The following is a 26310-nucleotide window of genomic DNA, read 5'->3' as shown; positions in this document are numbered from 1 at the left end:
TTGAACTCGGAATATGAAAATCGAACACTTGGCTATTTGGGTGAAAGATCTGGAGGCTATGAAGCGTTTTTATTGCCAGCAATTTGACTTCAAAGCAGGTGAACGCTATCATAACTCTAAGCGAGGTTTTTCATCCTATTTCCTTTCAGGTGAAGAAGGAGCTAGGTTGGAGCTTATGCAGCAGGATGATGTAGAAGATGCAAGTGGCCCAAGAGGGAAAAGATTGGGTCTGGCACATATTGCGATTTCTGTAGGTTCTGAAAAGGCAGTTGATCAATTAACGGAAAAGCTACGATCTGCCGGTGTCAAAATCCTAGGCGAACCTCGGCGGACCGGTGATGGCTACTACGAAAGCGTTATTGAAGATCCTGAAGGAAATTGGGTGGAGTTGACCGTGTGATTACCAGCCTCCCCCGAGTGCCGCATATAAGTTTGAATAAGCAGTAAGCAATTGCTGCTTGGTTCCAGCCCAATTCAACTGTGCGTCAAATGCCTGACGCTGTGACTCCAAGTACTCCAAATAGGATGTTACACCCTGATTATATCGCTCTTGGGAGAGAAACTGGGCTTTGACAGCTGCATCCACATGAGCTTGTCGAGCGATCAGTTCTTTTTTGAGGGATTCTATGGAATACAGAATATTTTCAACCTCTTCATAGGCGCTGAGGACGGTTCGCTCATAATTCAGAATTGCCTGTCTTGTCCGACTTTCTTCTATGTCTACTTGCCGTTGCAAAGCCCCCCAATTGAATAATGGCCCGAGAATGCTAGCTCCCACATTCCAAGATGCTCCACCACTTCCCAAAGAAGAAAACTGGGAGCCCGCTACTCCGAGTAGCCCGGATAGTGAAATATTTGGCAGTAGGCTAGCCTTGGCAGCTCCTATCAGAGCATTGGATGCAATTAGGTCTTGCTCCGCAATCAATATGTCAGGCCTTCGCACAAGTAGTTCGCCAGGCAGAATTACGGGGAAAGGGATGTCTTCTGGCTGATCTAAAAGCTTGATTCCGATGGTTTTGGAATCGGGTAGCTCACCAACTAATCGGCTGAGAAGGTTTTCGGAAGAAACGATCAATCGCTCCCAAATCGGAATACTTCCTGCTGCAATGGCCTCCTGAATTTGTGCTTGATTTAAATCTATTTCTGCGATGATTCCTTTGTCAAATCGCTCCTCGATGATGTTGAGCATGCTATCTCGTAGGGTCAGCGTCTGCTCGGAAATTTCCAGTCGTAATTTGTACTCCAAAAGTTGGAAATAGGTGGTCGCTACGGTATTGATTAGACTTAGCTTGACAGCCCGGTAACCTTCCTCGGATGCCAAAATGTTAGCTTTGGCTGCCTCATTTAATCGTCGATATTTTCCCCAAAAATCTATTTCCCAGTTTACCGAACCGAAGCCGCTGAAAATGTTGGTGGTTGTACCCAAATCAAATCCTGCGAAATTACCTCTTTGGGCAGCTCCTGAATATCCGATGGCTGGAAGCATTTGGGATCGCTGAATGACGAGGGATGCCTGCGCCTGTTGAATGTTTTCAGCTGCGATTTTCAAATCCTGATTATTTTCCAGAGCTTTTTGGATCAAATCCTGTAAAACTTCATCCGGAAAAACATCAAACCACTCCACATTTACGGCGGAATCTATTTGAAGTGTATCCACATTTACAAGAATCGAATCCAAATTTCGATCCAGTTCATCCGTTCGATACGTTTCATAAGTCAATACTTCGGCTCCTTGGTAATTCTGTCCTGATTTACAAGACCAGAAAATGCCAACTATTACTATCAATCCTAAAATCCGATTCATTTCTCAGTTGATTTTAGTGCCAAATCACGTTTTTCTTCATAGCGGGCTAATTTTCCTACCAAGACAAAAAGCATAGGATATAAAAACAAGCCCAAAAAGGTAGCAACTCCGATACCTCCTAATAAAGCCATTCCCATCACTTTTCTGGCAATAGCTCCAGATCCACTAGCCAGGATCAACGGCAAGACTCCAAGAATAAAGGAAAATACGGTCATCAAAATTGGTCTGAATCGAAGTCGAGCCGCTTCAACCGCTGCCTCAAATAGGCTTAGCCCCTCATCAAATTTGATTTTGGCAAATTCGACAATAAGGATGGCATTTTTCGCCGCCATTGCAATCAACATGACTAGGGAAATTTGTGCGAAAATATTATTCAAATAAAGCTCATCGAATAGTCTCGCCAGATAGAGAAATAGGAATGCTCCAAATAATGCAAATGGCGTCCCCAGCAAAATCGCGAATGGCATAGACCAAGACTCGTATTGGGCAGCCAAAATCAAAAACACAAAGAAAAGGGAGAAGGCAAAGACAATTCCTGCTTGTCCCGATGCTGCACGCTCTTGGTAACTCATGGCATTCCAACTGTAGGTCATATCATCAGGCAGAACTTCTTCGGCCACCTCTTCCAGCGCATCAAGTGCTTGAGTGGAGGAAAACCCTGGAGCAGGCCCGCCCGTGACCTCTGCTGAACGATACAAATTAAATCGATTGGTGTAATCAGGTCCTGAAATAGGTTTAACGGTCACAAAGCTTGAAATCGGGACCGATTGACCCTTAGCGTTTTTGATGTAGAAGAATTCAAGACCTTCCTCCCCTTGACGATACTCTGGTTCTGCCTGAATGTATGCCTTGTAAAGTCTTCCGAAGCGATTGAAATCATTGACATAAGCTCCTCCTAGATAAGCGGCAAAAGTATTATACACGTCCGCGAGCTGAAGTCCTGCTTTGAGGACTTTTTCTTCATCAATTTCTATAAATCGCTGTGGAACTGTTGCTTGATAGGTAGTGAAGGCTGATGCGATTTCGGGCCGTTTTTGCGCCGCCTCGATAAATGCATAGGTGTGCTGGGCCAAATAAGCCGGATCTTTTCCTTCCTTGTCTTGAATCATGATACTAAAACCAGATCCATTACCCAGTCCAGGGATTGCCGGAGGTCCGAAGCATACAACTTGTCCGGATTTAATCTCAGAAGTAAAAATTCTGTTCAGGCGGGCCATCATATCAGCGGCGGTAGCTTCACGATCATCCCAGTTTTTCAAGGTCACAAACATAAATCCCGTATTTGGGATATAGCTACCAGCTAGTAGACTAAAGCCTGAAAGGCCGGTAGCAAACTCTGTTTCTTCTTGGGCCATGACGATTTCTTCTACCTTCCGCATGACCTCATCTGTTCGCTGCATGGAGGATGCATTGGGGAGCTGCACGTTAACGAATAAATATCCCTGATCTTCTTCAGGCAGGAAGCCTCCGGGAACCATTTTGGCAAAAATACCCGCTGCTATCAGCGTAATTATGACATAGGCCGCTCCACGTTTGAGTTTTCCTGCGAAAAACTTCGCCACTCCCGTATACCGATCAGTATTGGTGTCAAACCAGCGATTGAACTTCCCGAAAAATCCTTTCTTGGGTCCAGGCGAATCTTTAAGCAAAAGAGCACAAAGCGCAGGGCTAAGACTCAAGGCATTGATGGAGGAGAAAACAACCGAAATGGCAATGGTAATGGCGAATTGTTGGTAAAGTTTGCCGGTGATACCTGCCATGGCTGCCACGGGAACGAATACAGCTACCATTACCAAAGTAGTCGCTATTACCGGAGCACTTACCTCCTTCATGGCAGCAGTGGTTGCATCTTTAGGATTCATTCCTTTCTGCATATTTACCTGCACTGCTTCCACGACCACAATCGCATCATCGACGACTATTCCAATCGCTAATACTAATCCTAGGAGGGAAAGTGTATTGATGGAAAAACCCAATAGTGGAAAAACCATAAAGGCTGCTACCAAGGAAACTGGGATCGCCAAGGTCGGAATCAGCGTTGCTCTCCAATCTTGGATGAAAAGGAAAACTACCAGAATAACCAAAACAAGCGCAATGATAAAAGTTTCGATGATTTCTGCGATACCGGCGGTGATCGGTGCGGTGGAATCAAGTGAAATTTGATAGTCAATTCCTTCAGGAAAGTTGAGTTTCAACTCCTCCATGGTACTGATAATCTGTTCGGCAAGTTCTACTGCATTGGATCCGGGAGACTGATAAACTGCCACGATTGCACTCTCTTTTCCGTTCAGTCTGGTGAAGGCATTGTAGGACTCCACACCTAATTCCACTCGTGCAATATCTTTGATTTTGACTTGGCTTCCGTCATCCTCGGATCGAATGACGACATTCCCAAACTGCTCTTCAGAAACCAGGCGATCAGGCAATCTGACTGTGTAGGTAAATTCCGTTCCCTCGGGTGCAGGTTCGGCTCCAAATTTTCCTCCCGGGGCTACAACACTTTGCTGGCGTATTGCATTCATGATCTCCGGAACAGTGATTCCTAATCTTGCAAGGCGGTCCGGTTTGACCCAGATTCGCATTGAATAGTCACTAGAACCCAAGACCTGTACCCGGCCTACCCCTCGTATTCTGGCCAGTTTATCTTGAACATTGATCAACCCGTAATTTCCTAAAAAAGCTTGGTCATAAGTTCCGTCTGGAGAAGTCAATGCAATCAACATCAAAATGTTTGGCATTGACTTTTGGGTTTTGACACCAATACGTTTGACTTCTTCCGGGAGTTTGGGTGTGGCTGCGGCTGCTCTGGTCTGCGTGAAGACCGTATTCATATCCGGATCGGTGCCCAAGTCAAAGGTGACATCCAAAGCGAGTGACCCATCATTTGCATTGGTGGATTTCATGTAGAGCATGTTTTCCACCCCATTCATCTCTTGTTCCAAGGGAGAGGCTACCGATTGCTCGACACTGATTGCATTTGCTCCAGTAAAGGCTGTACTCACTCTGACTACAGGAGGAGTAATGGCCGGGTACTGCTCAATAGCCAGCCCCAAAATCGAGATCCCTCCTATGATGACCATAAATAGGGCAATGACTATAGCGACAATGGGTCTACGTACGAAAAAGATGTGATTTTGCTCTTCTAGCTTATTCATACTATCAGTCCTTGAATTGAGAGATGAATTCCACTTCCTCGGGAACGATAGTCATACCGTTTCTTACTTGCTGTAATCCTTCAAGTACAATTCGATCTCCATCCTGTACGCCCGATTCGATCAAAAAGTAATCTCTGTATTTTCCAGTAATGACTACCTCATCACGTGAGACTACATTGTCATTATCTATTTTGAAAACAAAAAATCTTCCCTGAAACTCGCTGACTGTGCGCTGAGGAACAATTACCCCATTTTCAACTTCTTCGATGATAGCCCTTACCCTAGCGAATTGGCCAGGTCTAATCAATCGGTCTGGATTGGGGAAAGAGGCTTGAATCAGGATAGTGCCTGTAGAGGTGTCAATTTCGCGGTTGATAAAATCCACATAGCCCTCTTGGTCAAAAACACTTCCATCTGAGAGCACTAAATGTAAGGGTAGATCTGCTTTGGGTTGATTTCTGGCTTCCTGATATTCTCGGAAAAGTGCTAAGTAGTCGTTTTCGGCAAGGAAAAATTCTACTCGAATAGAGTCGATCAAGGATACTGTGTTTAAGATGACTGGGTTGGGACTTCTTCCGACAAATTCCCCCACCTTGGCGTTGGTTTTGCCTATCAGTCCATCGATGGGAGACTTGATTTTTGAATATCCCAATTGGATGTTTTGGAAGTTTAGATTGGCCTTGGCAGCATTCACTGCAGCTTCTGCAGCATCTCTTTTTGCTATGGCAGCATCCAGATCTTTTTGAGAAATGGCATTGATCTCAGCGAGCGGTTCATATCGTGCCAAATCATTCTCTGCTTGAGTAAGGGCCACTTGGGCCTCTGCCAATTGGCTATTTGCGGCATTCACTGCTTCCTGAAGTTGGTCAGGATCTATGGTATAGAGGAGTTCACCTTTTTTGACGAGTTTACCTTCGCTGAAATGAATTCCTTCTAGATATCCCTCCGTGCGAGTTCGGATTGGCACATCTTGTTTGCCATAGACTTGTGCTACAAAATCCTTCTCAATTTGGACTTTTTGAGAGTTGATTTTGACAACCTTTATTTCGGGGCTGGGTGCAGCAGTTGGTGTTTCAGATTTTTCGCCACAGGCTGTGAGAAGTGCAAGTCCAAAAATTAACTTTAGAAAATACTTCATTGTGCTAGGTTATTTTAAAGAATCAAAATTTAGCAAAAAAAATATGGGAATATTGAAAAAGACTTTTTTTTATCTAACAGAAAGCGTTTTTCAATTAAGAGGCATTCATTTTCATTTAAGGAAAGTGATTTTGACTCAAAACTCAGCCTTTTATCCCGATATGAGTTTTCAAATTGACAGGCCTTATGGATTAAATGAATATGTCGGTCAGATTTTTTCCAACACTAATTCAAACTTCACCTTGATCGAGTTTTCAACTTTGACTGTACCGAGGAATTTGATTGGTGGGTCAAGCTGAAAGTCTGAGAAAGTGACTTCTTGAGCCCCTAGAAGGAAAGTTTTGCCATTTTCCTTGGTGGAAAGCTGACAAGAAATGGGGAATCTACGACAGGTTCCGGCAAGTGTGATTTCTACATTTCCACTTAGTTTTTCCATTGCTGTGTTCAGATTCTCTCTTTTCAAATCCAAAAATCTTACTTGGATTTCAGGGTGTTCTTCTGCCTTGACGGTTTTGTGAAAGTCCTTGGTCATCATCCGATTAAAGCAGTCAAAGTTTTGGGACCTGAGTGTGACTTCTCCTGACCAAGTAGCAGTCTTGTCTCCGGGAATTATTTCTTCTTCGAGAATATCATTTCCATGATAATTCATGGATTGGCACTCGAATGAATTGATATTGGTATTACCTTCAATGCTGACTGTGCTTTGGGAAGATACAAGCCATTGATTGACTTCTTTTTCTTTTGGAATGCTTGATATTGAAAATAAAAAGCTCACTAAAATTAATAGTAGCGTTTTCATTTCTTTGGAGGTTTGAAAGGCTGACACTCCGAGAAGTGCCAGCCTTTTAGATTTGGAAATAAAATTTTGAGAAGATTAGAAGCTGATTGCTGCTTCTAAATTAACTCCTTTAAATTCACCACCATTGTATTTGCTGTCAGCAGCAAAGCCTTCTTTATACTGCTGATTGACATATTCCAATTTGATCAAAACATTGTTGGTCATAAACCAACCTCCACCGATGTTGGTGCGGGTTATTTTTGTATCAATTGCACCTTCACTCATATTTCCATTCACTGAATTCAAACGTGCTCCAAAATAGAATTGCTCCATTCCTCCAAATCGATATAGCGCTTCTCCTGCAAGCTGAGTGAATTGGCCATTTCCTTGTTCCTCGGAATTGCTGACGATTTCGTAAATACCGAAGAATTCAAAACCTTTGACTTTAAGGAATGGGTTGAACTGTATCGCTGACATTTGTCTGAATCGTGGGTTGAAACGTCCCTCGAAATCATTTACTCTTTCAGCGTTAAGCTCTTCCATTATCTTGTAATATCTGGAGCCTGCTCGGTCACCACCGTACAACCATGTACCGGTAGTTGTGCCATTGTTTAGATACCAAGACCCTGTCAGACGGAATCGTACATCTTCGTTGAATTGCTTGTCAAAACCCAACTTTCCATAGAAAGAGACCTTGTTGTCAGAATTGTCATTGACAACTACACTTTGATTCAGCTTACCGTTGGTTAGACCAATGACCCCGATGAAACCATTTTTCTGGACTGTTACTTCCCCAAAAGCCTCAGTCGAGAATGCGTCCATGATATAATTACCGATGAAGGGGTTGAATATTACCCGTGCATTGTCTGAGCGTCGGAAGTGTGCGTCACCGTAGTTAAATTCATCCAAACCAAAGGTAAGTGTGGTTACACTCATGAGCCCCTCTAGGAATCCCGGCTTGATAAAGTCAAGTTTGTCAATCTGCATGTGACCGCCCTTTACCCAAGCCTCGTTGTGGTGTTTGGAAGATAGGTAGGTACGAAGGTGTAAACGGACACCGTCAGCAAGTTGCGTATTGATATTGAGGTTAGCAGTGGGAAGGTTTACATTAGAGCCTAGGTCCACTAGGTTATTTAAGGAATTGGAATGGTTGATAGATTGGAATTGAAGGGCAAAGTCTCCTCCGACAAAAACTTTTACTTTTTCGAATGTACTGTTTGTCTCTTTTGGAGTTTCGAAGACATTGATACCTCTTTTGTCGTTTGCTCTAAAGTATTGAAGCTTGTCAGATTCACTTTCTTGAGCAAAGGTGGCTGTAGTCACGGCAGTGAGGGCAATAAACCCAGCAGATAGTCCGTAGATTAGCTTTTTCATAGTTTAAAGATTTAAAGGGTTAATTTTTTGTAGAATAAATGGCTTGGAAACTCAAAGTGAGTTCGTTACCTGTTTTTATTGTCCCGAAAACCGCCGTAGGAGGCTCAAGAGAAAATTGTTCAAATGTGATGTCTTGCTTCCCGGTGAAGAGAATACTACTGCCCTGCACTGAATAATTGACAGTCATAGTCAGGTCTCGGCTGTTTCCTGCAATATTGAGTTTCCCCTTCGCCTTGATCGTTGATGGAGTCATCTCTTCCACTTTAGTAAGTTCAAAAGTGATTTTTGGGAAGTCATCTGCCTTTATAGCTTCATAGGCATTTTTGTCCATAGAAGACTTTCCACTTTTTAGGGCCTTAGAGTTCAAGCTCAAGGAGAGAGATTGGATGCTTTCGATTTTCTTATCAGCCAAATTGATGATTGCTTGGCCTTCTACTCCCGTTTCTGCGACCATGTCCCAATCGTGTAGAGTCGAAGTACCTGAGACTTTCATCTCCTTGACATCGCTGATACTGAAGGTCTGCTGAGCCTGAATTACTGAGGCAAGCGAGCTTGCTAGCAGGGTCAGCATTAAAGCGATTTTTGTATTGATCTTCTTCATAAGATTAAAGGGTTTGTTTCCGTATTGGATGATTCAAAAGTAGTGGGGCAATCATTCCTAACTCGTGACAAGAGTTGCCTATAAAAGTGACTTTTGTCACAAAGCGACCGGGTGATTGGTCATATTCTTTCCCGTAATTATGTTTTGAAAAATAGGCGGTAGGCAGCCGATAAAAATACTTTATTCTGATATATCTTATTATACCGAATTAAAAATTAAAAATCAGTTATTGTGTAAAAATCAATTTTGGGCTTGACTATATTTATTCGTCTTAATTCTGAGCTTAAAAGAACTGACCAGGCTCATTAAAAAAATCTAAACCAATCCATATTTTGCCTTGTTCTCATTAAGTTAAGGTCAATCCCCATTGGCATAATTATTTATTACCTTCGCGCTTTAATCCCCAATTCATATTTATGAGTCAAACCACTGCCTCTCAAGAGGAATTTATAGAGATTTTTGGTGCTCGAGAGCACAATTTGAAAAATCTGGATATAAAAATCCCGCGGAATAAACTGGTCGTAGTCACAGGTCTGAGTGGTAGTGGAAAGAGTTCACTGGCTTTTGATACCATTTATTCTGAGGGGCAAAGAAGGTATCTGGAAAGTTTCTCTGCCTATGCCCGATCATTTTTGGGCGGAATGGAGCGGCCTGACGTGGATAAGATCAATGGGCTTTCACCTGTGATTGCCATTGAGCAAAAGACAACCTCTAAGAATCCACGCTCGACGGTTGGAACTACGACAGAGATCTATGATTTCATGCGATTGCTTTTCGCGCGTGCCGGAGAGGCCTTCTCCTATCTGACTGGGAATAAAATGGTACGGCAGACGGAGGATCAGATTATTGAGCAGTTGTTTTCTAATTTTTCTGGAAAAAAACTCTACCTCTTGGCTCCTGTTGTGAAAGGTAGAAAAGGGCATTACCGGGAGCTTTTTGAGCAAATCCGCAAAATGGGATTTTCGAAAATCCGGGTTGACGGAGTGGTGATGGATGTCGTGCCCAAAATGCAAGTGGATCGTTATAAAATTCATGACATTGAAATAGTCATTGACCGGATAATAGCAGAGGAATCGGACCGATTTCGTATTACGCAGTCAATTAAATCGGCCCTTCAGCACGGAAAGGGAGTGATGATGTTGCGGGATGAAGAAGGGAATATCCACCATTTTTCTAAATATCTGATGGATCCTGAAACTGGGCTTTCCTATGACGAACCAGCTCCCAATCTATTTTCATTTAATAGCCCTTATGGTGCTTGCCCCACTTGTAATGGTTTGGGTATTACAGAGGAGATTACCCGCGAAAGCATCATCCCGGATCCGAGTCTAAGCATTACCCGGGGAGGGATTGCCCCCTTGGGAGAGTACCGGGATATCTGGATTTTCAAAAAAATCGATGCTATCCTGAAGCATTATAAATGCAGTATCAGCACACCCATTGCCAAGCTTCCTGAGAAAGTTATTGAGGTATTGCTCTATGGGAGTCAGATAGAAGTGGCCGTGGACTCGGTAAAGTATCCGGGGACTAAATGGCATACTAGCTTTGAGGGAATTGTAAATTTTCTCCAGAAACATCAGGAAGGCAGTTCAGAGAAAATCCAAGACTGGGTTTCTGAATTTACAGTGACAAGAACTTGTCCAGATTGTGAGGGCTACAGGCTCAAAAAGGAGTCTCTGCACTTCAAAATTGATAATACCCATATCGGACAGCTAGCGATGCTGAATATCCGTGATTTGGGGGAATGGTTTTCGGATGTTGAAAGCCGAATGACTGAAAAGCAACAGGTTATTGGTACCGAGGTGCTCAAAGAAATTAGAAAGCGAATAGGTTTCCTGCTGGATGTGGGTCTAGATTATCTTACCCTGAATCGGCCATTGAAGACCCTCTCAGGAGGAGAAGCGCAACGAATTCGATTGGCGACTCAGATCGGGACACAGTTGGTTGGAGTATTGTATATCCTTGACGAACCGAGTATTGGTCTCCATCAGCGGGATAATGTCAAGCTCATTCAGGCCCTTCAAAGTCTGCGTGACTTGGGAAATTCAGTGCTTGTAGTAGAGCATGATAAAGATATGATGCTTGCATCAGATTTCGTGTTGGATATGGGACCAGGCGCGGGAAGACATGGAGGGCATGTGGTGGCAGCTGGAAATCCGGATGAAATCCTAAGTCAAGGGGGAGTGACTGCTGACTATCTCAAAGGAAAGCTAGGCCTGCCAATTCCAGAGCAAAGGAGAAAAGGAAAAGGCGAATCCCTAAAATTGACCGGTGCCTCAGGAAACAACCTCAAAAATATTGATTTGAATATTCCATTGGGGACTTTGACCCTGATTACTGGAGTGTCAGGAAGTGGGAAAAGTACATTGATCCACGAAACATTGTACCCAATTCTCCGACAGGAATTTTACAGTTCCAAAAAAGAGCCGATGCCTTATAAGAAAATTGCGGGATTAGAACATTTGGATAAGGTAATCGAGGTGGATCAATCGCCGATTGGACGTACTCCTCGTTCAAATCCTGCCACATATACGGGAGTTTTCTCAGACATCAGAACGCTTTTTACAGAGCTTCCTGAGGCGAAAATCAGAGGCTACAAACCCGGTCGTTTTTCTTTCAATGTCAAAGGGGGTCGATGTGAAGACTGTGAAGGAGCCGGAATGAAATTGATCGAGATGGACTTCTTGCCGGACGTGCATATCCCATGTGAGACTTGTAAAGGAAAACGCTACAACCGGGAGACTTTGGAAGTACGATTCAAAGGCAAATCTATCGCAGATGTGCTGGATATGACGGTAGAGCAGGCGGTAGAGTTTTTTGAGAATCAACCAAAAATCCTCAGGAAAATCAAAACCCTAAAAGATGTAGGCTTGGGTTACATTACTTTGGGCCAACATGCGACTACTTTGTCCGGGGGAGAAGCTCAGCGAGTAAAATTAGCTACGGAGCTTTCCAAAAAAGATACCGGAAAGACCTTTTATATCCTGGACGAACCCACAACTGGCTTGCACTTTCAGGATATAGAAATGTTGATGGAAGTCCTTCAAAAGTTGGTGGACAAGGGCAATACTGTGCTCATTATTGAGCACAATCTGGATGTGATCAAGGTTGCGGACTACATCGTGGATTTAGGACCTGAAGGTGGAGATCAGGGTGGTCGTATTTTAGTAGAAGGAACCCCCGAAAAAGTGGCTGCTCATCCTGAAAGCTACACAGGGAAATTCTTGAAGGAGGAGTTAAATCTCTGATAAGGGAGACAATCAGTTGATTCTTCCTTTTATCAAAATATGAAAAGACCCTTCATGTGCTTCATTTATATTTGAAGTTGGATGAATCGCAGCGTATTATATTGGTTGTTGCAAATACTCGGCTGGGGTAGTATAGCCCTGGTGCAGATTGCTTTGGGGTCTTTGTCTCCCACAGGAATTGGGCCTGTGCAGATTTTGGGTCTTTTGGTGTTGGCAGCTTTCAATTTGCTAGCCACTCATTTTCTACGATTTATCATCAAGCGCTATGATTGGTTTCAACTGAAATTTCCACGCTTGATTCTTCAGTCAGTTCTGGCGATGTTAGCCTTGAGCTTTGTTAATATCATTGCTCAAATTCTTATCAATCTGGTATTTGGCACACTCAATCCGGAAGAGGATTTTGAAGTTCTGGTGATTTTGGCCGGGCTTTTCATTGCATTTCTCTTCTATGCTCTTTGGTTTTTGCTTTACTTTTTGTTTCACTTTTTGGACAATTACAACACCAGTCTGAAGTATGAGGCTCGAATCAACCAAATCCGCCTCAATCATCTCAAAAGTCAGCTGAATCCACATTTTATTTTCAATGCCCTCAATTCGGTAAGGGCTCTGGTAGATGAGGATCCGGATAAAGCCAAAAATGCCATCACCCGAATATCCAATATCCTGCGCTTTTCGCTGATGATGGACAAGAAGCAAACGATCGATTTTGAGGATGAGCTCAATACTGTGAGAGATTATCTGATGTTGGAGTCGATTCGCTTTGAAGAGCGGCTACAAGTAGTGTATAAGATTGAGGATGAGGCCTATTCTTATAAATTACCCCCTATGATGCTTCAGACTATCGTGGAAAATGCGATCAAGCATGGAATTTCTAATCTGGTCAAAGGTGGACTGATCGAAATTAAGTGCCGGGAAGGTCTCGAAGATGATTTGTATATTCAGGTGAAAAATAGCGGCCATCTCCATACTCCTCCCAGCCTAAAACCCAAGGCCGGCGGTGGCCATGGTCTGAGTAATACAGTGGAGCGATTGAAGCTGATCTATGGAGACAGGGCCAGTTTTCGAATATTCAATTCGGAAAATGAATTCGTGATTACTGAAATTAAAATACCCAAACAAAGAGTTACCTTCGAAACATAAACACATACATTATGAGAGCCATTGTAATAGATGATGAAAGATTGGCACGAAAGGAGCTGATCAACCTACTCAATCAACTCGAATCTGTCGAAGTGGTAGGAGAGGCGGTCAACGTAGATGATGCCAAGGAGAAAATAGAATCCCTTCAGCCGGATGTGATTTTTCTAGATATACAGATGCCGGAAAAAACCGGATTTGATTTGCTGGAAGAACTCGATTCTGTGCCACATGTGATATTCACCACTGCATACGATGAGTATGCGCTGAAGGCTTTCCAAGTCAATGCATTGGATTATTTGCTCAAGCCCATTGAGCCAAAGCGCTTGGAAGAAGCGATTTCGAAGTTGAGTAGTAAAATCGAAGGAGCTACTAGCACTACTGAGCCTCATCCATACCAATCAAAGAAACTCACCTTAGAAGATCAAGTTTTTGTTAAAGATGGAGATCGCTGTTGGTTTGTCAGATTGTCCAACGTCCGACTATTCGAATCTGACGGAAACTACATTAAAGTATACTTTGACAATTTCAAGCCGATGATTCATAAGTCCCTGAATGCCTTGGATGAGCGCTTGGATGAGAAGTCGTTTTTTAGAGCTAGCCGAAAGCACATCATCAATCTGGGATGGGTTGAAGGGATAGAGCCATGGTTTAATGGTGGACTGGTAGTGACCCTTAGAGGAGGAGATCGGATTGAGGTGAGCAGACGTCAGGCAGCTCGATTCAAAGAGATGATGAGTCTTTAAAATATTTCATAGGCAAAAAAAAGCATTTGATTTACAAAATTAAATGTTGTAATTAGTGAAAAATTAAACTTCGTTTTAATCTAATTACCCTTTTGTCCATTAAAGCTTGATTATCAATTATGAAAGAAGAGCGGATACTCATAGTCGAGGATGATCCCAGTATTGCGGAAAATATCCAGGAAATTCTCGAACTATTAGGCTACGTCAACATAGACATTGCCAACTCAGCCAATCAATGTATCAAGGTCATTAAGAAATACAGACCTGACCTGATATTTATGGATATCAAGCTCAAAGGTGATAAGGATGGCATCGAGCTCGGAGAGATTGTTAAGCAGATGGTCGATGCTCCTTTAGTGTTTGTGACTTCCTACAGTGACCCTACTATCATCGAGCGTGCCAAGCGAATTTCTCCGGCAGGATTTATAGTGAAGCCTTTCAATACCAATGATATTCACGCCATTGTCGAAATTGTGCTTTATAACAAGCGCACCAAGCCTGCCCCAGAAGTAGCTGCTGTCAAGACCGGAACAGAAAGCCCTTTTTTGGTTACGGATGCAGTATTTATCAAAGCGGATAATGCCTTTGAGCGAGTTCCTTACGAAGAGGTGTATTATGTGGAGGCTAATGGCAATATGGTTACGATATTCACCAAAAACCGTGATTACCATATCCGCAAATCCATGAAAGAGATCGAGGAGATACTTCCATCTCATCTTTTTCTCCGCGTGCAAAAGTCCTTCATCGTACAGCTAGGTCAGATCGAAAGCTTCAATACCAAAGATATCAATCTCAAATCTGGAGCTGTGGTGCAAGTAGGTAGACAGTACTACAACAGCTTCCTAGCCAAATTGAATACTATTACAGAAAGTTAAGCTTATTATCCACTAACCTTAACCTAGATCCCGCTTCTCAAGAGGCGGGATTTTTTTATCATTTGGGTGTAGTAACTGCTTAGGTTTGGGGTTTTGAAAAGTAATTTACCATGAAAATCGTAAATAAAAAATTCGATTTTCATGGTAAAATGATTTGAATTTACCTTTTATCTCTCTATTTTTACCATGAAATCCGTAAATCAAACTTTCGATTTTCATGGTAAAAGATCGTCAAATTCTTCCTCTTTTGCAGGAATACCTTTCGATTTTCCCTGCTGTAGGCTTATTGGGCCCGAGACAAGTGGGTAAGACGACTTTGGTCAAAAACCTGAAACTCGAAAAGGACAGCCTCTACCTCGACCTAGAAAAAGCCTCCGATCGGGCAAAGCTGGTCGATCCGGAACTTTTTTTAAAAGCCTATGCGGATAAAACAGTCATTCTCGATGAGATCCAACTCATGCCAGAGCTTTTTGCCGAGCTTCGAAGCTTAATGGATGAGCATCGCGAACCTGGACGGTTTATCTTGTTGGGTTCGGCTTCACCGGATCTGATCCGAAAAAGTGCAGATTCCTTAGCCGGTCGAATTGGATATCTGGAACTGACACCATTTTACCTTGGGGAGATTGATTCGGATGAGTTGGAAAAACTCTGGATTCGAGGTGGATTTCCCTTGTCTTTTTTAGCCATAAGCGAACGAGAATCTCAGCTTTGGAGGCGAAACTTCATCAAAACCTATCTCGAACGTGACTTGGCACAAATCGGATTAAGTACCGATCCGAGACTGGTAGAGCGATTTTGGATGATGCTTGCCAATGCACAGGGAGGAATCTGGAATGGCGAAAGTTTCGCAAGGGCCTTGGGGATTACACGGCCTACCGTAAACCGATACTTGGAGTTTCTGCAAGGTTCCTTTATGGTCAGGGTCCTGGCACCTTTTCATCATAATATTAAAAAGCGCCTAGTCAAATCTCCAAAGGTTTTTATCCGGGATACTGGATTGCTACATTCCCTGACCGGAGTGGAAAGTATGGATGTATTGATCAACCAATTATTAGTCGGACCGAGTTGGGAGGGCTTTGTGATTGAGCAGATCATCTCCACGCTGAAGGATGAGTTTGAATATTACTTCTACCGAACCCATCAGGGTGCAGAATGCGATTTGCTTTTGGTGAAAAATGGAGTGGTCAAAACGGCTATCGAAATCAAAAACACCCTTTCGCCTAAGCTTAGTAAAGGCATGCAGATCAGCATGGACGACACCGATGCTGAAAGTGGCGTTATTATCTGTCGAATTTTGGATAGCTTTCCTCTTTCGGAAAAAGTAAGGGCGATGGGTTTGAGGGAGTTTTTGGGAAACTCATTCATATAAAAATAATACCGCTTACCCCCCCCCCCCCCCCTAAATCCTTCTTTGTAAAATTCATTTTCAATGAAGCTTTCTGAAACTAAAATCACAAATCCTTTAACTATTTAAACGTAATGATTTATGAAAAAAATTAAAGTTTTTGTGGCGGTATTTGTCGCCTTTGCCTTACCACATTTTGGGATGGCGTGTAGCAACACTTGGTACACTTGTGAAAATTTGCACGAATTCTTGATTCAAGTTGCCGAGAATTGTCCGTGTGAGGGGAGCATGATCATTGAAGATTGTGATGCTGGAATGATTGAACTTGATTATAGTTGTGAAGATTAATCAAGTAATAGTGCATCCCAAGTTTTTCTTGGGATGCCTTTATAAATTCATGGAATTTAAATCTTATAAATTAATGAGAGTCTTTTTTCTTCTTGCATTGGTTTTCTGTTTTTCGTGCCACTCTGATCCTATTAAACCATTAAAAATTCATTTTGAGGAAAAAAATCTCCCAATCGGGCAGGTAGGAGTCTCGTCCTCAAAACCCTTTTTTTTCTTCACCGATTCTAGTGGAATGTATGTTTTTGATGAATTTACCAGAACAATTGTCAAATTTGGTCGAAACGAGGTAGTACCCAAAGAGTTTATATCTTTTGTAGATGAGGATAGATTTGAAGTCTCAGAGATGCAAGGCTTTATATATTCCAAGTTTGGCTTTTTTTTCTTTAATCCAAATCAAATCATTCATTTTGATAATGAAGGAGAAGTAAAGAGATTTCGACTAGAGGATTTGATTATTGATTCAACGAGTGAATTCCTAGACTATGGTTATAAAATTCAATTCAACTTGACTTTTGCAAAGACTATTTCAGCTTTTGATGCTGAAAATAATAGGTTATTTTTTGTTTTAAGGAAAGATAAGGAATTGAAAGTTGGAGAATATTCATTGAATTCTCCTTCAAAAGTGAAGGTTTATGATATCATCGATAATGATATGATCGATGTCCAAAGAATTGGCAATCAATTTTCAAGTAAGATTTCATTAAGTAATGCTGTAAGCCCTATTTTAAGTTACGCAAATGGGAATCTTATGATTTCATATCCTTTTCAAAATTCTTTTCAGGTATTTGATTTGAAGACAAATAGGCTTTTAGAAAGTACCATTACTTCCTCGATACACCCGAATTCGAAAGAAATTCAATATGTCGAAAAAAATGAACTAAATGAGTTTGTTTCCAAAATAAAAGCATGGAATAACGATGTTACATTTGGACCAATTTATTGGGAGGAAGAAAATCAAGTTTATTATCGATTAGTTAAGGGAGTTTCGAAGAGTTTGAATCCATTTGATGGTGAGCTTTTTCTATCACTTTTTGATTCCAGTTTCTCCTTGATTCAAGAAGAAAAATTAACGGAATATGCGTCAAACCTTTCCTTTGAATATTTTAAAATGGACAAAGAACTCTGGATAAAAAAGGCTTCACCAGTAGAAGATGAATTGATATATCATACCATGTCTTTAACTAAGTAATCCTCAAATCTTTTTTGTCGGCTTGAGGAATCTCTAGCTTACAAACCTTCATCGATAAATAATTGTCTTGAAGATATTGTTGAAGGATATATTGCCAAAGAAATAAAAAAGCACAAAATCGATTCGATTTTGTGCTTTGTGAGTGGGATTTAGGGGTCCCGATAGCTATCGAGGACGAACCCATGACCAGTACTAGATAGATTCTAGAAAGTGGGATCTAGGGGATTCGAACCCATGACCTCTGCCCTGTCAAGGCAGCGCTCTAAACCAACTGAGCTAAGATCCCATTGATGCTCGCGAAGATAGTCATCCGAATTAGGCTTCACAATAGTAGATTATCCTTGTTACCAAATTTTTTTGGTTTAGACATTATTGGGTTCCATTTCCTTTTTTCTATGGAAAATGGGTATGCCTACCCGGTCTATATGCTTGATCAATTCTGGCTCTTGGATCTGATGGTAACTGACTAGATCAAAAAGATAAGGCATGTTTGTCTCTTCATTGAGGAGATAACTGATTTGACTCACTGTTTCAAAATTCAATTTATTCCCTTTCAAGGCTATATCCACATCACTTCCCTTACGGTAATTTCCCTTAGCCCTGCTTCCAAATAGAATGGCCTCTTCAACTAGTTCTTGATTCCTGATGATTTCTAATATGGATGCCATATCCGATTCCAAAAGCCCAAATTTATTCTTCATCGACCTTGCGTTTGAAGTTGATCTGTAGATTCTTTAATATGGGAAAGTATTTCTTCTGAATGAGCTTTTCCATTTCTGTAGCCTTTTGCTCATCATAAGTGTGAGCAGTCAGGTTTCTGTCTTGTAACAAATCCATCCAATCATGGCCGTTATCCAAAAGATTGACTTCAAATGCTTTTTTTAAGGCTCCTCTTGGTGATCGGATATCCACAAAGCCTTGCTCTTCCAAATAATCCTTGACCATGTTCCATGCAAGCTCAAAAGACATTTCAAAAAACTGGATAATACCGGCTTTCTGCACCATATCTGGCTCTGAAATTTGAAGAGCATTCTCTAAATGCCTCATTGCTTTGCTAAAGTTAGAAAAGCGTTGTTTCCAACGAATGTCCTCATTTTTCATGCTTCAGTCCCTTAATTTCTCTTTACAAAATACAGTTTTAATTCTGTTTTTCCTTTTTTGTCAATTAAGGTCAAGGGAGAATCCTTCGAGGTTTTAAAAATCCCAAAGGATTTAGCAAATCCCTCCCTCAAAAACTTCGCGGTGTAATTCCCCTTTTCTTTAGTCAAATCTTCAGGCGTACCGGCAAAAACCAGAACACTTCGAAAAATTATTATTCGATCAATCCTCTACTAATTGACCTGAGCTGAGAAAGAACACTTGAAATATAATCTTTGAAATAAGCTAAATCGTTCTCTTCTGGAATTAATCTTTTTCCAGAGTTGGATTGAAACTGTTCGTTAAGGCTGATTTTTGAGCCAAGATCCCTTTTGATTTGATTGAACAAATCAGAGCTCACCAAAGCATGGGAACTCCAATAGTTAGGATCATAAGCAACCATGCTTTCCAATCCCACAAAACCAAATCCTTTTTCCAGCGACGCTAAATTTTGTTTCGACTGGACAAACTGAAAGTCCTCGAAAAGAATTTTCTCAATAATCGTGACTTCACTTCCTTTCTGGTAAGGTCTTGGGTTTCCGATATTGATGGGGCCGAAAAGTTTAGCTTTTAATTCTACTTTGCTCACAAAGGCTTTGTCACTAGAATTTTCAAAAATGACTGAAAGACTACCGCCTATTTGCCGTTCTCGCCCATTTCGGTTTTTTGGAAATGCGACGTAATTGTATTTGGAGAAGTTGATGGTAATACTCTCGATATTTTCTCCTAACTCATCCAAAACAATTTTTCCTTCTCCAATGAGGAACAAGTCTGAATTGGCTTTGGTACGTTCCTCAACTTTTGAGGTAAATAGAATGATTTCTTTTCCATTTTCTAAGTCATACTGGAAATCGTAGAATTTGAGATTTGAAGAGGATAATGGCCAAGAATATTCAAAAGCATGCATTAATTCTCTTGCATAAAAAGGTTTTATAAAATACTGATCTGACCTTTCTGTGCTGGCTAAGGTATTCCTTGCAGGAATCGTATCTCCTGTCATCCAGTCCCAATGATGACTTCTCCTCAGTTCTAGGGGCACTAGAAATTGGTAAGCACTACCGCCGCCCCATGCTTGTACAAAATTATAGGGCTTCCACTTTTGACTCTTGGATTGAAGAGAAATACCACTCGCTTCGAAAAAATCCACATACTTTTCTTGCTGTTGGACAGCATAATAACCCTTGAAATTAGATAGGAATGCATTCTTTTCAAAAGCAGACTCAAAGCTTTTGTTGAGGTATTTGAGCTGATCGACAGGGTTTTGAAAGGATCGGATTTCGATTTCTTCCAGCGCGATTTCCACCCTTTCCAGAAGAATCACTTTTTCCGCATTTGGCTCCACAATGAACTCCCTGTCTTGGTAAAAGAAACTTCGGATAAAAAATGTAACTCCTTCCTCCAAGGTGATATTTCCAATGCTATCGGTGATTCCATAAACAGTCCCATCTTCAGAAAATATGGGTAAAAACGGTACGGGACTTCTTTCTTCCTTCTCACCTTTTTCTAGTATGGAATACTGTTGCTTCTTTTGTTCAGCTTCTTGACCGAACGAATATTGTGAACCCAAAAGTATGGCTGCAAAAGTTGCAAAAACTGACAAAAGTAGGGTTGACTTCTTCATTCTGATAATTTCAATCTGTAGACGACAATCTTTTCTTCCCGTTCAAACTGTTTATTGTAGGATCCATAGAGGTACGGTTCCTTGTATCCAAAGTAGTTAAACCCTTTGGGTACAGCTTGGTCTAGCAGCAAGGTGTCATTTCTATAAAGCTGAATTCCATCTTCTAACGGGCTGTTTTTAGTATAACCTCGTACTAAAAGATCTCGCCCCTCAACAAAATCTAAAGTAGTATAGTAGTTGACTTTTGGGCGAAGTTCTTCTCTGCCCAGATCAAACTCAGTCACATCCGAAGCAGTCAGATCAGGATAGTCGGTCATCATGTCTGTGCCAGAATGACCAAATGCATTCTGAATCATGGCATCAGCTGTAAACTTGTACAACAGGCTGTCTGCCTCAAAACCCTGAACAAAAAAATGGTTTTCAATCGGAGCAACCGGAGTCCCCATCAAATAGGGTATAAAATTTCTTTCCGAATAAATAGGCGGATAGCCTCCTGAGATTTGTATTTTCCCATTACTCAAATCAAGTATTCCTAGGTTTTTGGCTTCCTCAAAGTAATTTTTATTTAGAATGTAATTGTACTCTGGATGGGTAGAGGATATCTGAATCATCACTCTCTCCTCTCCAAACCAGGAAGGTTTTTGGAATTCATAATGGAGTTCGTAAATGCCTGCGTAATCAGGTTTGGGGTTTTTCAACAATTCATCATAAGGCGTATTTTCATGGTAAAAGTCCAAGTTGCCTGTTTGGGAAATAGCCCAATTCTCATCAACCACATAATAGTCATAACTCCCGCCCAAAAGAAATAGTCCCTGATCTCCGGAAGCCATGGCAACAAGCCCTCCCTTGATCTGATTTGGACCTTCGCCGATTCCTATTTGCGTTTCTTTAAGGCTTAGGTCATCATTGAAGACATAGATTATCCCGGTTCTTTTATCCGCGAGAATAATCTTATCATTAAAAATCTTCCAGATTCCACTTCCTGAGAAAATGACCTCTTTATTCTCTAGTGAATCAACTTTTAAAGAAATATTATTGATTTTGGCATTCCGATAATAGCCAATTTCCTCACCGTTGAATTTGACTTTTTCTGAGGAAGTGCAGGAAAGAAAAATAAATGAAATAAAAGCCCCGATCAAAAACTGCTTCTTAGATATCAGGGAAATTAAAGAGGAGTTATCGGGGCTATTCAATCCTTTCTCAGCTTTAAGTTCAAGATTGATTTAATGAAATAAGCTTAGGCCTGGAACTAATTTCAACACTAAGTAAAAAAAACAAACCTAGTTGTCAAGAAAAATCAAAAAAATCTGATTAATTTTTTAAAAGTTAAGGATTCACAGGGGTGAGGTAAAGTTGATTTTAAACAAACCCTTCCCTCAAATACTTCGCGGTGTAATTCCCCTTTTCCTTAGCTAAATCCTCCGGAGTTCCCGCAAAAGTCAAATGTCCACCTTTGTTTCCGCCCTCGGGCCCTAGATCGATCACCCAATCAGCGGATCGGATCACTTCGGTATTGTGCTCAATAATGATCACCGAGTGACCCTGATCGATCAGCGCATTGATGGAGTGCAAGAGTTTACTGATATCATGGAAATGCAAACCCGTTGTGGGTTCGTCAAAGATAAAGAGAACTTGATCGCTCGCTTTTGTTCCTCCTTTACCTAAGAAAGATGCCAATTTTACACGCTGAGCTTCTCCTCCAGACAAGGTGTTGGAGCTTTGGCCCATTCCGATATAACCCAAGCCGACTTCCTGTAAAGGCTGAAGTCGATTGATGATTTGCGTTTTTCCTTTGAAAAACTCCATGGCCTCGTCGATGGTCATGTCCAAAACCTCGGAAATGTCCTTGTCCTTGTATTTGACATCGAGAATTTCATTCTTGAATCGCTTCCCTTTGCAGGACTCACAGGTCAGATGGATGTCAGCCATAAACTGCATCTCTACGGTGGTCGTTCCCTCACCGGAGCAGGCTTCGCATCGCCCACCATCCACATTGAAAGAAAAGAAAGCCGGTTTGTATCCTCGTTGTTTGGAGACTGCCTGATCGGCAAAAAGCGTCCGGATGGCATCATAGGCCTTCACATAAGTCACTGGATTGGAGCGGGAGGATTTTCCGATCGGATTTTGATCGACAAACTCTACCTGAGTAATCCGCTTATAATCGCCTTCTATCTTATCATATTTTCCACTTTCGTCAATGACCGTTCCCAGCATTTTTCCCAAAGCAGGATAGAGTACTTTTTTAATTAAAGTGGATTTTCCAGAACCGGAAACCCCTGTCACCACAGTTAAGGTATTCAGTGGGAACTGAACTGTCAGATTCTTCAGGTTATTCTCCCGAGCGCCTTTGACGATGATAGAATCCTTCCATTTTCGGTTACCTTCTTTTCTGAAAATCTGCTCTTCTCCGCGTAAGTATCGGGCGGTATGGGTTTGGGCTGAAGCGATCAGCTCTTGGATGGGGCCTTGGAAAAGTAGTTTCCCCCCGTGAATTCCCGCATCTGGCCCTATGTCGATGATTTGGTCAGCTGCCTTCATCACCTTGTCTTCATGCTCCACCACGATGACAGTATTACCCATATCTCGAAGAGACTTTAAAACACCCACCAAGCGATCGGTATCCCTTGGATGTAATCCAATACTCGGTTCGTCCAAAATATACATGGACCCGACCAGCGCCGAACCCAAAGAAGTGGCCAGTTTGATGCGTTGATATTCTCCTCCGGAAAGCGTGGACGTCAGGCGATTCAGAGTCAAATAACCCAAGCCTACCTGATCCATAAATTCTAGGCGGCTGACAATTTCCTTGAATAGTCGGTTGGCTACTTTGGCTTCATGAGGTTCTAGTTCCAGCTTATTGAAAAAGATCAAGGCCTCATCGATCGGCATCAGGACGATATCGGTGATGGATTTGTCCTTGATTTTGACATAACTTGCATCCTTTCGAAGTCTCGTTCCTCTACACTCAGGACAGGTCGTCCTACCTCGGAAGCGGGAAAGCATCACCCGATATTGGATTTTGTGGGTTTTGGTTTCTAAGTCTTTGAAAAAAGCATTCAAACCCTTGAAATACTTGTTTCCGGTCCAAAGAAGCTCTTGCTCTTTTTCGGTCAAATCCTCATACGCCCGATGAATGGGAAAGTCGAATTCGATGCCTTTTTTCAAAAGTGGCTCCAACCAAGAGCGGGAAGATTCTCCTCGCCACGGGGCGATGGCTCCCTCGTACACGGACATCGTTTTGTCAGGGATGACCAAATCCGGATCGATGCCCAAGACATTTCCAAAACCTTCGCAGCGCTTGCAGGCCCCATAAGGATTGTTGAAAGAGAAAAAGTTGACTGAGGGCAATTCAAAGCTCATTCCGTCGAGTTCAAATCGATCGGAAAATTCACGGGTTTCCTTGTCAGGAATGGTGATTTTGCAGTCTCCATGTCCTTCAAAAAGGGCCGTTTGTACCGAATCAGCAATCCGAAATTGATTGTCTTCATCCTCTTTTCGGACAGAAGCCCGATCAATCAGGATTTCATAGTTTCCTTTCTGGATTTTCTTTTCCTGAAGCAAATCCTCTACAAAATAAGCTTCTCCGTCAATCAAAATTCGGGTATAGCCTTTTTGCAAAAGCAATTCCAATTCCTGCTCGATTTTCCTCCCTTTTGCTACCTGAAGCGGGCAGGAGATCATGACTTTATCTCCTTCTTCAAAAGAAAGGATGTAATCCACAATATCGGTGACCGTGTGATGCTTGACCTCATTTCCGGAGATAGGCGAATAGGTTCTTCCCACCCGGGCAAAAAGCAGCTTGAGGTAATCGTAGATCTCAGTGGTAGTGCCGACGGTTGAGCGGGGATTTTTAGTAGTGACTTTTTGCTGAATAGCAATCGCAGGAGCAACCCCTTTTATATATTCGACTTCGGGTTTTTCCATCCGACCGAGAAACTGACGGGCATAGGAACTCAGACTTTCCACATACATGCGTTGGCCTTCGGCAAAAAGTGTATCAAAAGCGAGGGAAGATTTGCCGGATCCCGAGAGTCCTGTAATAACCACAAACTTATTTCTGGGAATGGCTACACTCAGGTTTTTTAGGTTATTGACCCGGGCGTTTTTGATGATGATACATTCTTTGGGATCGAGTGAATCGATATCTTTTTTTGCTTTCAGAGTGCTCAAAGTCATAGCTGGCAAAGTTAATCATCTAACCCTAGAAGTCATGCGAAAGTTTGCTTCGATGTGAGTCTGATTTATTGCCGTCCCTACGAGGAGTAACGACGAAACCCGCCTACCAACGGGCTGTCAGTCTCATGAATTGTAGAATGTCTCTAGATGAGATTGCTTCAGGGCTACAAAGTTTTTAGAAAGGATGAAAGGATATCTAAGCCCCTCGCAATAACGGGCGACTTTGACATTCCTCAAAACTCCCACCTAGTAAACAGCCCGAAGTTTTGGGCAGTCTGCCTTTTTGTACCGTATGCATCCCAGTTTGCACCGATTCCAAAGCCAAGAGGGCCTTTTTTCAATCCCGCTCTCAGGTAAAGGAAACTTCGCCTATGTGAGGTTTCAGAAATTCCCTGGATGTACATCAATTGTACTCGCGAGTAAATCGACCACGTGTCATTCAATCGAGGTTTGTATTCATAAATACCAAAAATTTGCCCATCGGCTCCTTGGTTTGATAGGACATTGACAAAAGTCAAGGCAAGGACTTCCCGATTGGCAAAGACATGCTGAACTCCAGCCATAGGCATAAATCCTACTTTTGAATTGGCTTCTGCCCCTGCAGCCAAGCTAAATCCACTTTTACCGAGCTTGTACGTTACCTGTACGGGGGCGACGATAGAGTTCCCCAGCGTTCGTTCCCGATCATAGTTCTGCGCAAAAATGCTGATGGCTACCAAACTAAACTTGCTAGTTGGGCTGAAGTCTCGTTTGACGATCAGTTGGAAATCCAGCCGTTCATTTCCAAACATGATTTCAGCAGGAATTGGCGTATGGGGTGCTTGAGCTTTTGCCTGGAAAGCAAATGCAAAAAGGGTGAATAGGGAGATAAGTGCTTTTTGGAGGAAATTTAGTTTCATTTTGGATGCTATCGATTTAGAATCCAAAAGTAGGGAGGCCTGGCTTCCAAAACCTTGCTCTAGATCAAGGTTTTAGCTAAAGCTCCGCCTTCAGCCGACTCAAGGTAAAAGGGGTGATCCCCAAATAAGAAGCAATCAACTTGCTCGGTAGTCGAGATAGAATTCTAGGGTATTGTTCTAGTAGCCACTTTAATCTTTCTAGTGCACTGTAGCTTTGAAAATTATAAATTCTCTTCTGAGAAGTGATGTAAGCATTTTCGAGCATATTTCGATAAACACGGTTGATGGAAGGAAGGCTTTCAACCAGATCTAAAAAAATGGACTTGGGAATAGCTAACAGTTCGGTTTTTTCATTTGCCTGAATGAATTCCTCCGAGGGCATACCCGTGATGAAACTGGTAAGATTGGTAGCGAATTTGTTTTCAAATGCAAAGTAGCGGATCAGTTCCTCCCCTTTTGGGTCTATTTTGTACAGTCTCAGGGAGCCTTTGATTACAAAATAATTGTATTTGCAAACCTCTCCTTCTTGAAGTAAAAATTCATTCTTCTTCACTTTTTGGAAAATGAAGCCTTGCTCTAATTGGCTTTTGGTCTCTTCGTCCAGAGGATGAAGTTTTTCAATATAGGAATGAAGAGGGCTAAATTCGTTCATTGTTAAAATAGCGTGACGATGAAAAGGGGGTATGCCCCTCTCTACAAGATATTCACCTTTAATGGATTCCCCTAAATTAAACTCGGGG

At 42.0% G+C, this 26310-nt stretch carries 21 protein-coding genes and 1 tRNA gene; 8 read left to right on the top strand and 14 right to left on the bottom strand.

The window, feature by feature from the left end:
- Positions 1-13 precede the first annotated feature (13 nt).
- Entirely contained in the window at positions 14-400 is a 387-nt protein-coding gene (locus tag OU792_RS06130; protein WP_274669748.1) for a VOC family protein, read from the top strand.
- Here OU792_RS06130 and OU792_RS06125 read toward each other — a convergent pair whose 3' ends face one another.
- The 6 genes from OU792_RS06125 to OU792_RS06100 form a co-directional block, all read right to left on the bottom strand.
- Positions 401-1804 (bottom strand): efflux transporter outer membrane subunit, encoded by a 1404-nt coding sequence (locus tag OU792_RS06125; RefSeq protein ID WP_274669747.1) that lies wholly within the window; start codon positions 1802-1804, stop codon positions 401-403.
- Positions 1801-4959 carry an efflux RND transporter permease subunit gene (locus tag OU792_RS06120; RefSeq protein ID WP_274669746.1) on the bottom strand — a complete coding sequence of 1053 codons (3159 nt, stop codon included), beginning with the start codon at positions 4957-4959 and terminating at the stop codon, positions 1801-1803. Before OU792_RS06120 ends, OU792_RS06125 begins: the two co-directional genes overlap by 4 nt.
- Positions 4960-4963: 4 nt before the next feature.
- Entirely contained in the window at positions 4964-6097 is a 1134-nt protein-coding gene (locus OU792_RS06115; RefSeq protein WP_274669745.1) for an efflux RND transporter periplasmic adaptor subunit, read from the bottom strand.
- Positions 6098-6304: 207 nt separating this feature from the next.
- Entirely contained in the window at positions 6305-6895 is a 591-nt protein-coding gene (locus OU792_RS06110) for a YceI family protein (protein WP_274669744.1), read from the bottom strand.
- Positions 6896-6970: 75 nt separating this feature from the next.
- Positions 6971-8248: a hypothetical protein gene (locus OU792_RS06105; RefSeq protein ID WP_026946820.1), complete on the bottom strand. Its 1278-nt coding sequence runs from the start codon at positions 8246-8248 to the stop codon at positions 6971-6973.
- A gap of 19 nt (positions 8249-8267) precedes the next feature.
- The gene (locus OU792_RS06100; RefSeq protein ID WP_134199272.1) at positions 8268-8849 is read right to left on the bottom strand and encodes a YceI family protein; all 582 of its coding nucleotides are present in this window, start codon (positions 8847-8849) and stop codon (positions 8268-8270) included.
- 416 nt (positions 8850-9265) lie between these two features.
- Here OU792_RS06100 and uvrA (OU792_RS06095) point away from each other — a divergent pair, with 416 nt between their 5' ends.
- From uvrA (OU792_RS06095) to OU792_RS06065, 7 genes are all read left to right on the top strand, one after another.
- Positions 9266-12097: an excinuclease ABC subunit UvrA gene (gene uvrA / locus OU792_RS06095; RefSeq protein WP_274669743.1), complete on the top strand. Its 2832-nt coding sequence runs from the start codon at positions 9266-9268 to the stop codon at positions 12095-12097.
- Positions 12098-12178: 81 nt separating this feature from the next.
- Positions 12179-13237 (top strand): sensor histidine kinase, encoded by a 1059-nt coding sequence (locus OU792_RS06090; RefSeq protein WP_134199275.1) that lies wholly within the window; start codon positions 12179-12181, stop codon positions 13235-13237.
- A gap of 11 nt (positions 13238-13248) precedes the next feature.
- Positions 13249-13980 carry a LytR/AlgR family response regulator transcription factor gene (locus tag OU792_RS06085; RefSeq protein ID WP_134199277.1) on the top strand — a complete coding sequence of 244 codons (732 nt, stop codon included), beginning with the start codon at positions 13249-13251 and terminating at the stop codon, positions 13978-13980.
- Between the two features lie 119 nt (positions 13981-14099).
- Positions 14100-14855, top strand: a complete 756-nt coding sequence (locus tag OU792_RS06080; RefSeq protein ID WP_024283861.1) for a LytR/AlgR family response regulator transcription factor — start codon at positions 14100-14102, stop codon at positions 14853-14855.
- A 217-nt stretch (positions 14856-15072) separates the two neighbouring features.
- Positions 15073-16224 (top strand): ATP-binding protein, encoded by a 1152-nt coding sequence (locus tag OU792_RS06075; RefSeq protein ID WP_134199279.1) that lies wholly within the window; start codon positions 15073-15075, stop codon positions 16222-16224.
- Between the two features lie 117 nt (positions 16225-16341).
- Positions 16342-16548 carry a hypothetical protein gene (locus tag OU792_RS06070; protein WP_134199281.1) on the top strand — a complete coding sequence of 69 codons (207 nt, stop codon included), beginning with the start codon at positions 16342-16344 and terminating at the stop codon, positions 16546-16548.
- A 49-nt stretch (positions 16549-16597) separates the two neighbouring features.
- Positions 16598-17737: a DUF4221 family protein gene (locus OU792_RS06065; RefSeq protein ID WP_134199283.1), complete on the top strand. Its 1140-nt coding sequence runs from the start codon at positions 16598-16600 to the stop codon at positions 17735-17737.
- Between the two features lie 211 nt (positions 17738-17948).
- On the opposite strand, the gene OU792_RS06060 is transcribed toward OU792_RS06065, so the two are convergent.
- The 8 genes from OU792_RS06060 to OU792_RS06025 all read right to left on the bottom strand — a co-directional run bounded on the left by OU792_RS06060 (position 17949) and on the right by OU792_RS06025 (position 26222).
- A tRNA-Val gene (locus OU792_RS06060) sits at positions 17949-18023 on the bottom strand.
- Positions 18024-18099: 76 nt separating this feature from the next.
- Positions 18100-18438, bottom strand: coding sequence for a nucleotidyltransferase family protein (locus OU792_RS06055; RefSeq protein ID WP_134199284.1), 339 nt, complete (start codon positions 18436-18438; stop codon positions 18100-18102).
- Entirely contained in the window at positions 18428-18838 is a 411-nt protein-coding gene (locus OU792_RS06050; protein WP_026946827.1) for a nucleotidyltransferase substrate binding protein, read from the bottom strand. The genes OU792_RS06055 and OU792_RS06050 overlap by 11 nt, the downstream gene beginning before the upstream one ends.
- A 211-nt stretch (positions 18839-19049) precedes the next feature.
- Positions 19050-20495 carry a hypothetical protein gene (locus OU792_RS06045; protein ID WP_134199286.1) on the bottom strand — a complete coding sequence of 482 codons (1446 nt, stop codon included), beginning with the start codon at positions 20493-20495 and terminating at the stop codon, positions 19050-19052.
- The gene (locus tag OU792_RS06040; RefSeq protein WP_274669742.1) at positions 20492-21688 is read right to left on the bottom strand and encodes a hypothetical protein; all 1197 of its coding nucleotides are present in this window, start codon (positions 21686-21688) and stop codon (positions 20492-20494) included. Before OU792_RS06040 ends, OU792_RS06045 begins: the two co-directional genes overlap by 4 nt.
- 166 nt (positions 21689-21854) lie before the next feature.
- Positions 21855-24671, bottom strand: coding sequence for an excinuclease ABC subunit UvrA (gene uvrA, locus OU792_RS06035; protein WP_274669741.1), 2817 nt, complete (start codon positions 24669-24671; stop codon positions 21855-21857).
- A gap of 233 nt (positions 24672-24904) precedes the next feature.
- On the bottom strand, positions 24905-25570 hold the full coding sequence (locus OU792_RS06030; RefSeq protein ID WP_274669740.1) for a hypothetical protein: 666 nt from the start codon (positions 25568-25570) through the stop codon (positions 24905-24907).
- Positions 25571-25646: 76 nt separating this feature from the next.
- Positions 25647-26222: a Crp/Fnr family transcriptional regulator gene (locus OU792_RS06025; protein WP_274669739.1), complete on the bottom strand. Its 576-nt coding sequence runs from the start codon at positions 26220-26222 to the stop codon at positions 25647-25649.
- Between the last annotated feature and the right edge of the window lie 88 nt (positions 26223-26310).

The organism is Algoriphagus sp. NF (genome assembly GCF_028823735.1).
GTDB lineage: Bacteria > Bacteroidota > Bacteroidia > Cytophagales > Cyclobacteriaceae > Algoriphagus > Algoriphagus marincola.
The sequence above is the reverse complement of the archived record's forward strand: the minus strand, read 5'-3'. Positions and strand labels throughout refer to the sequence as shown.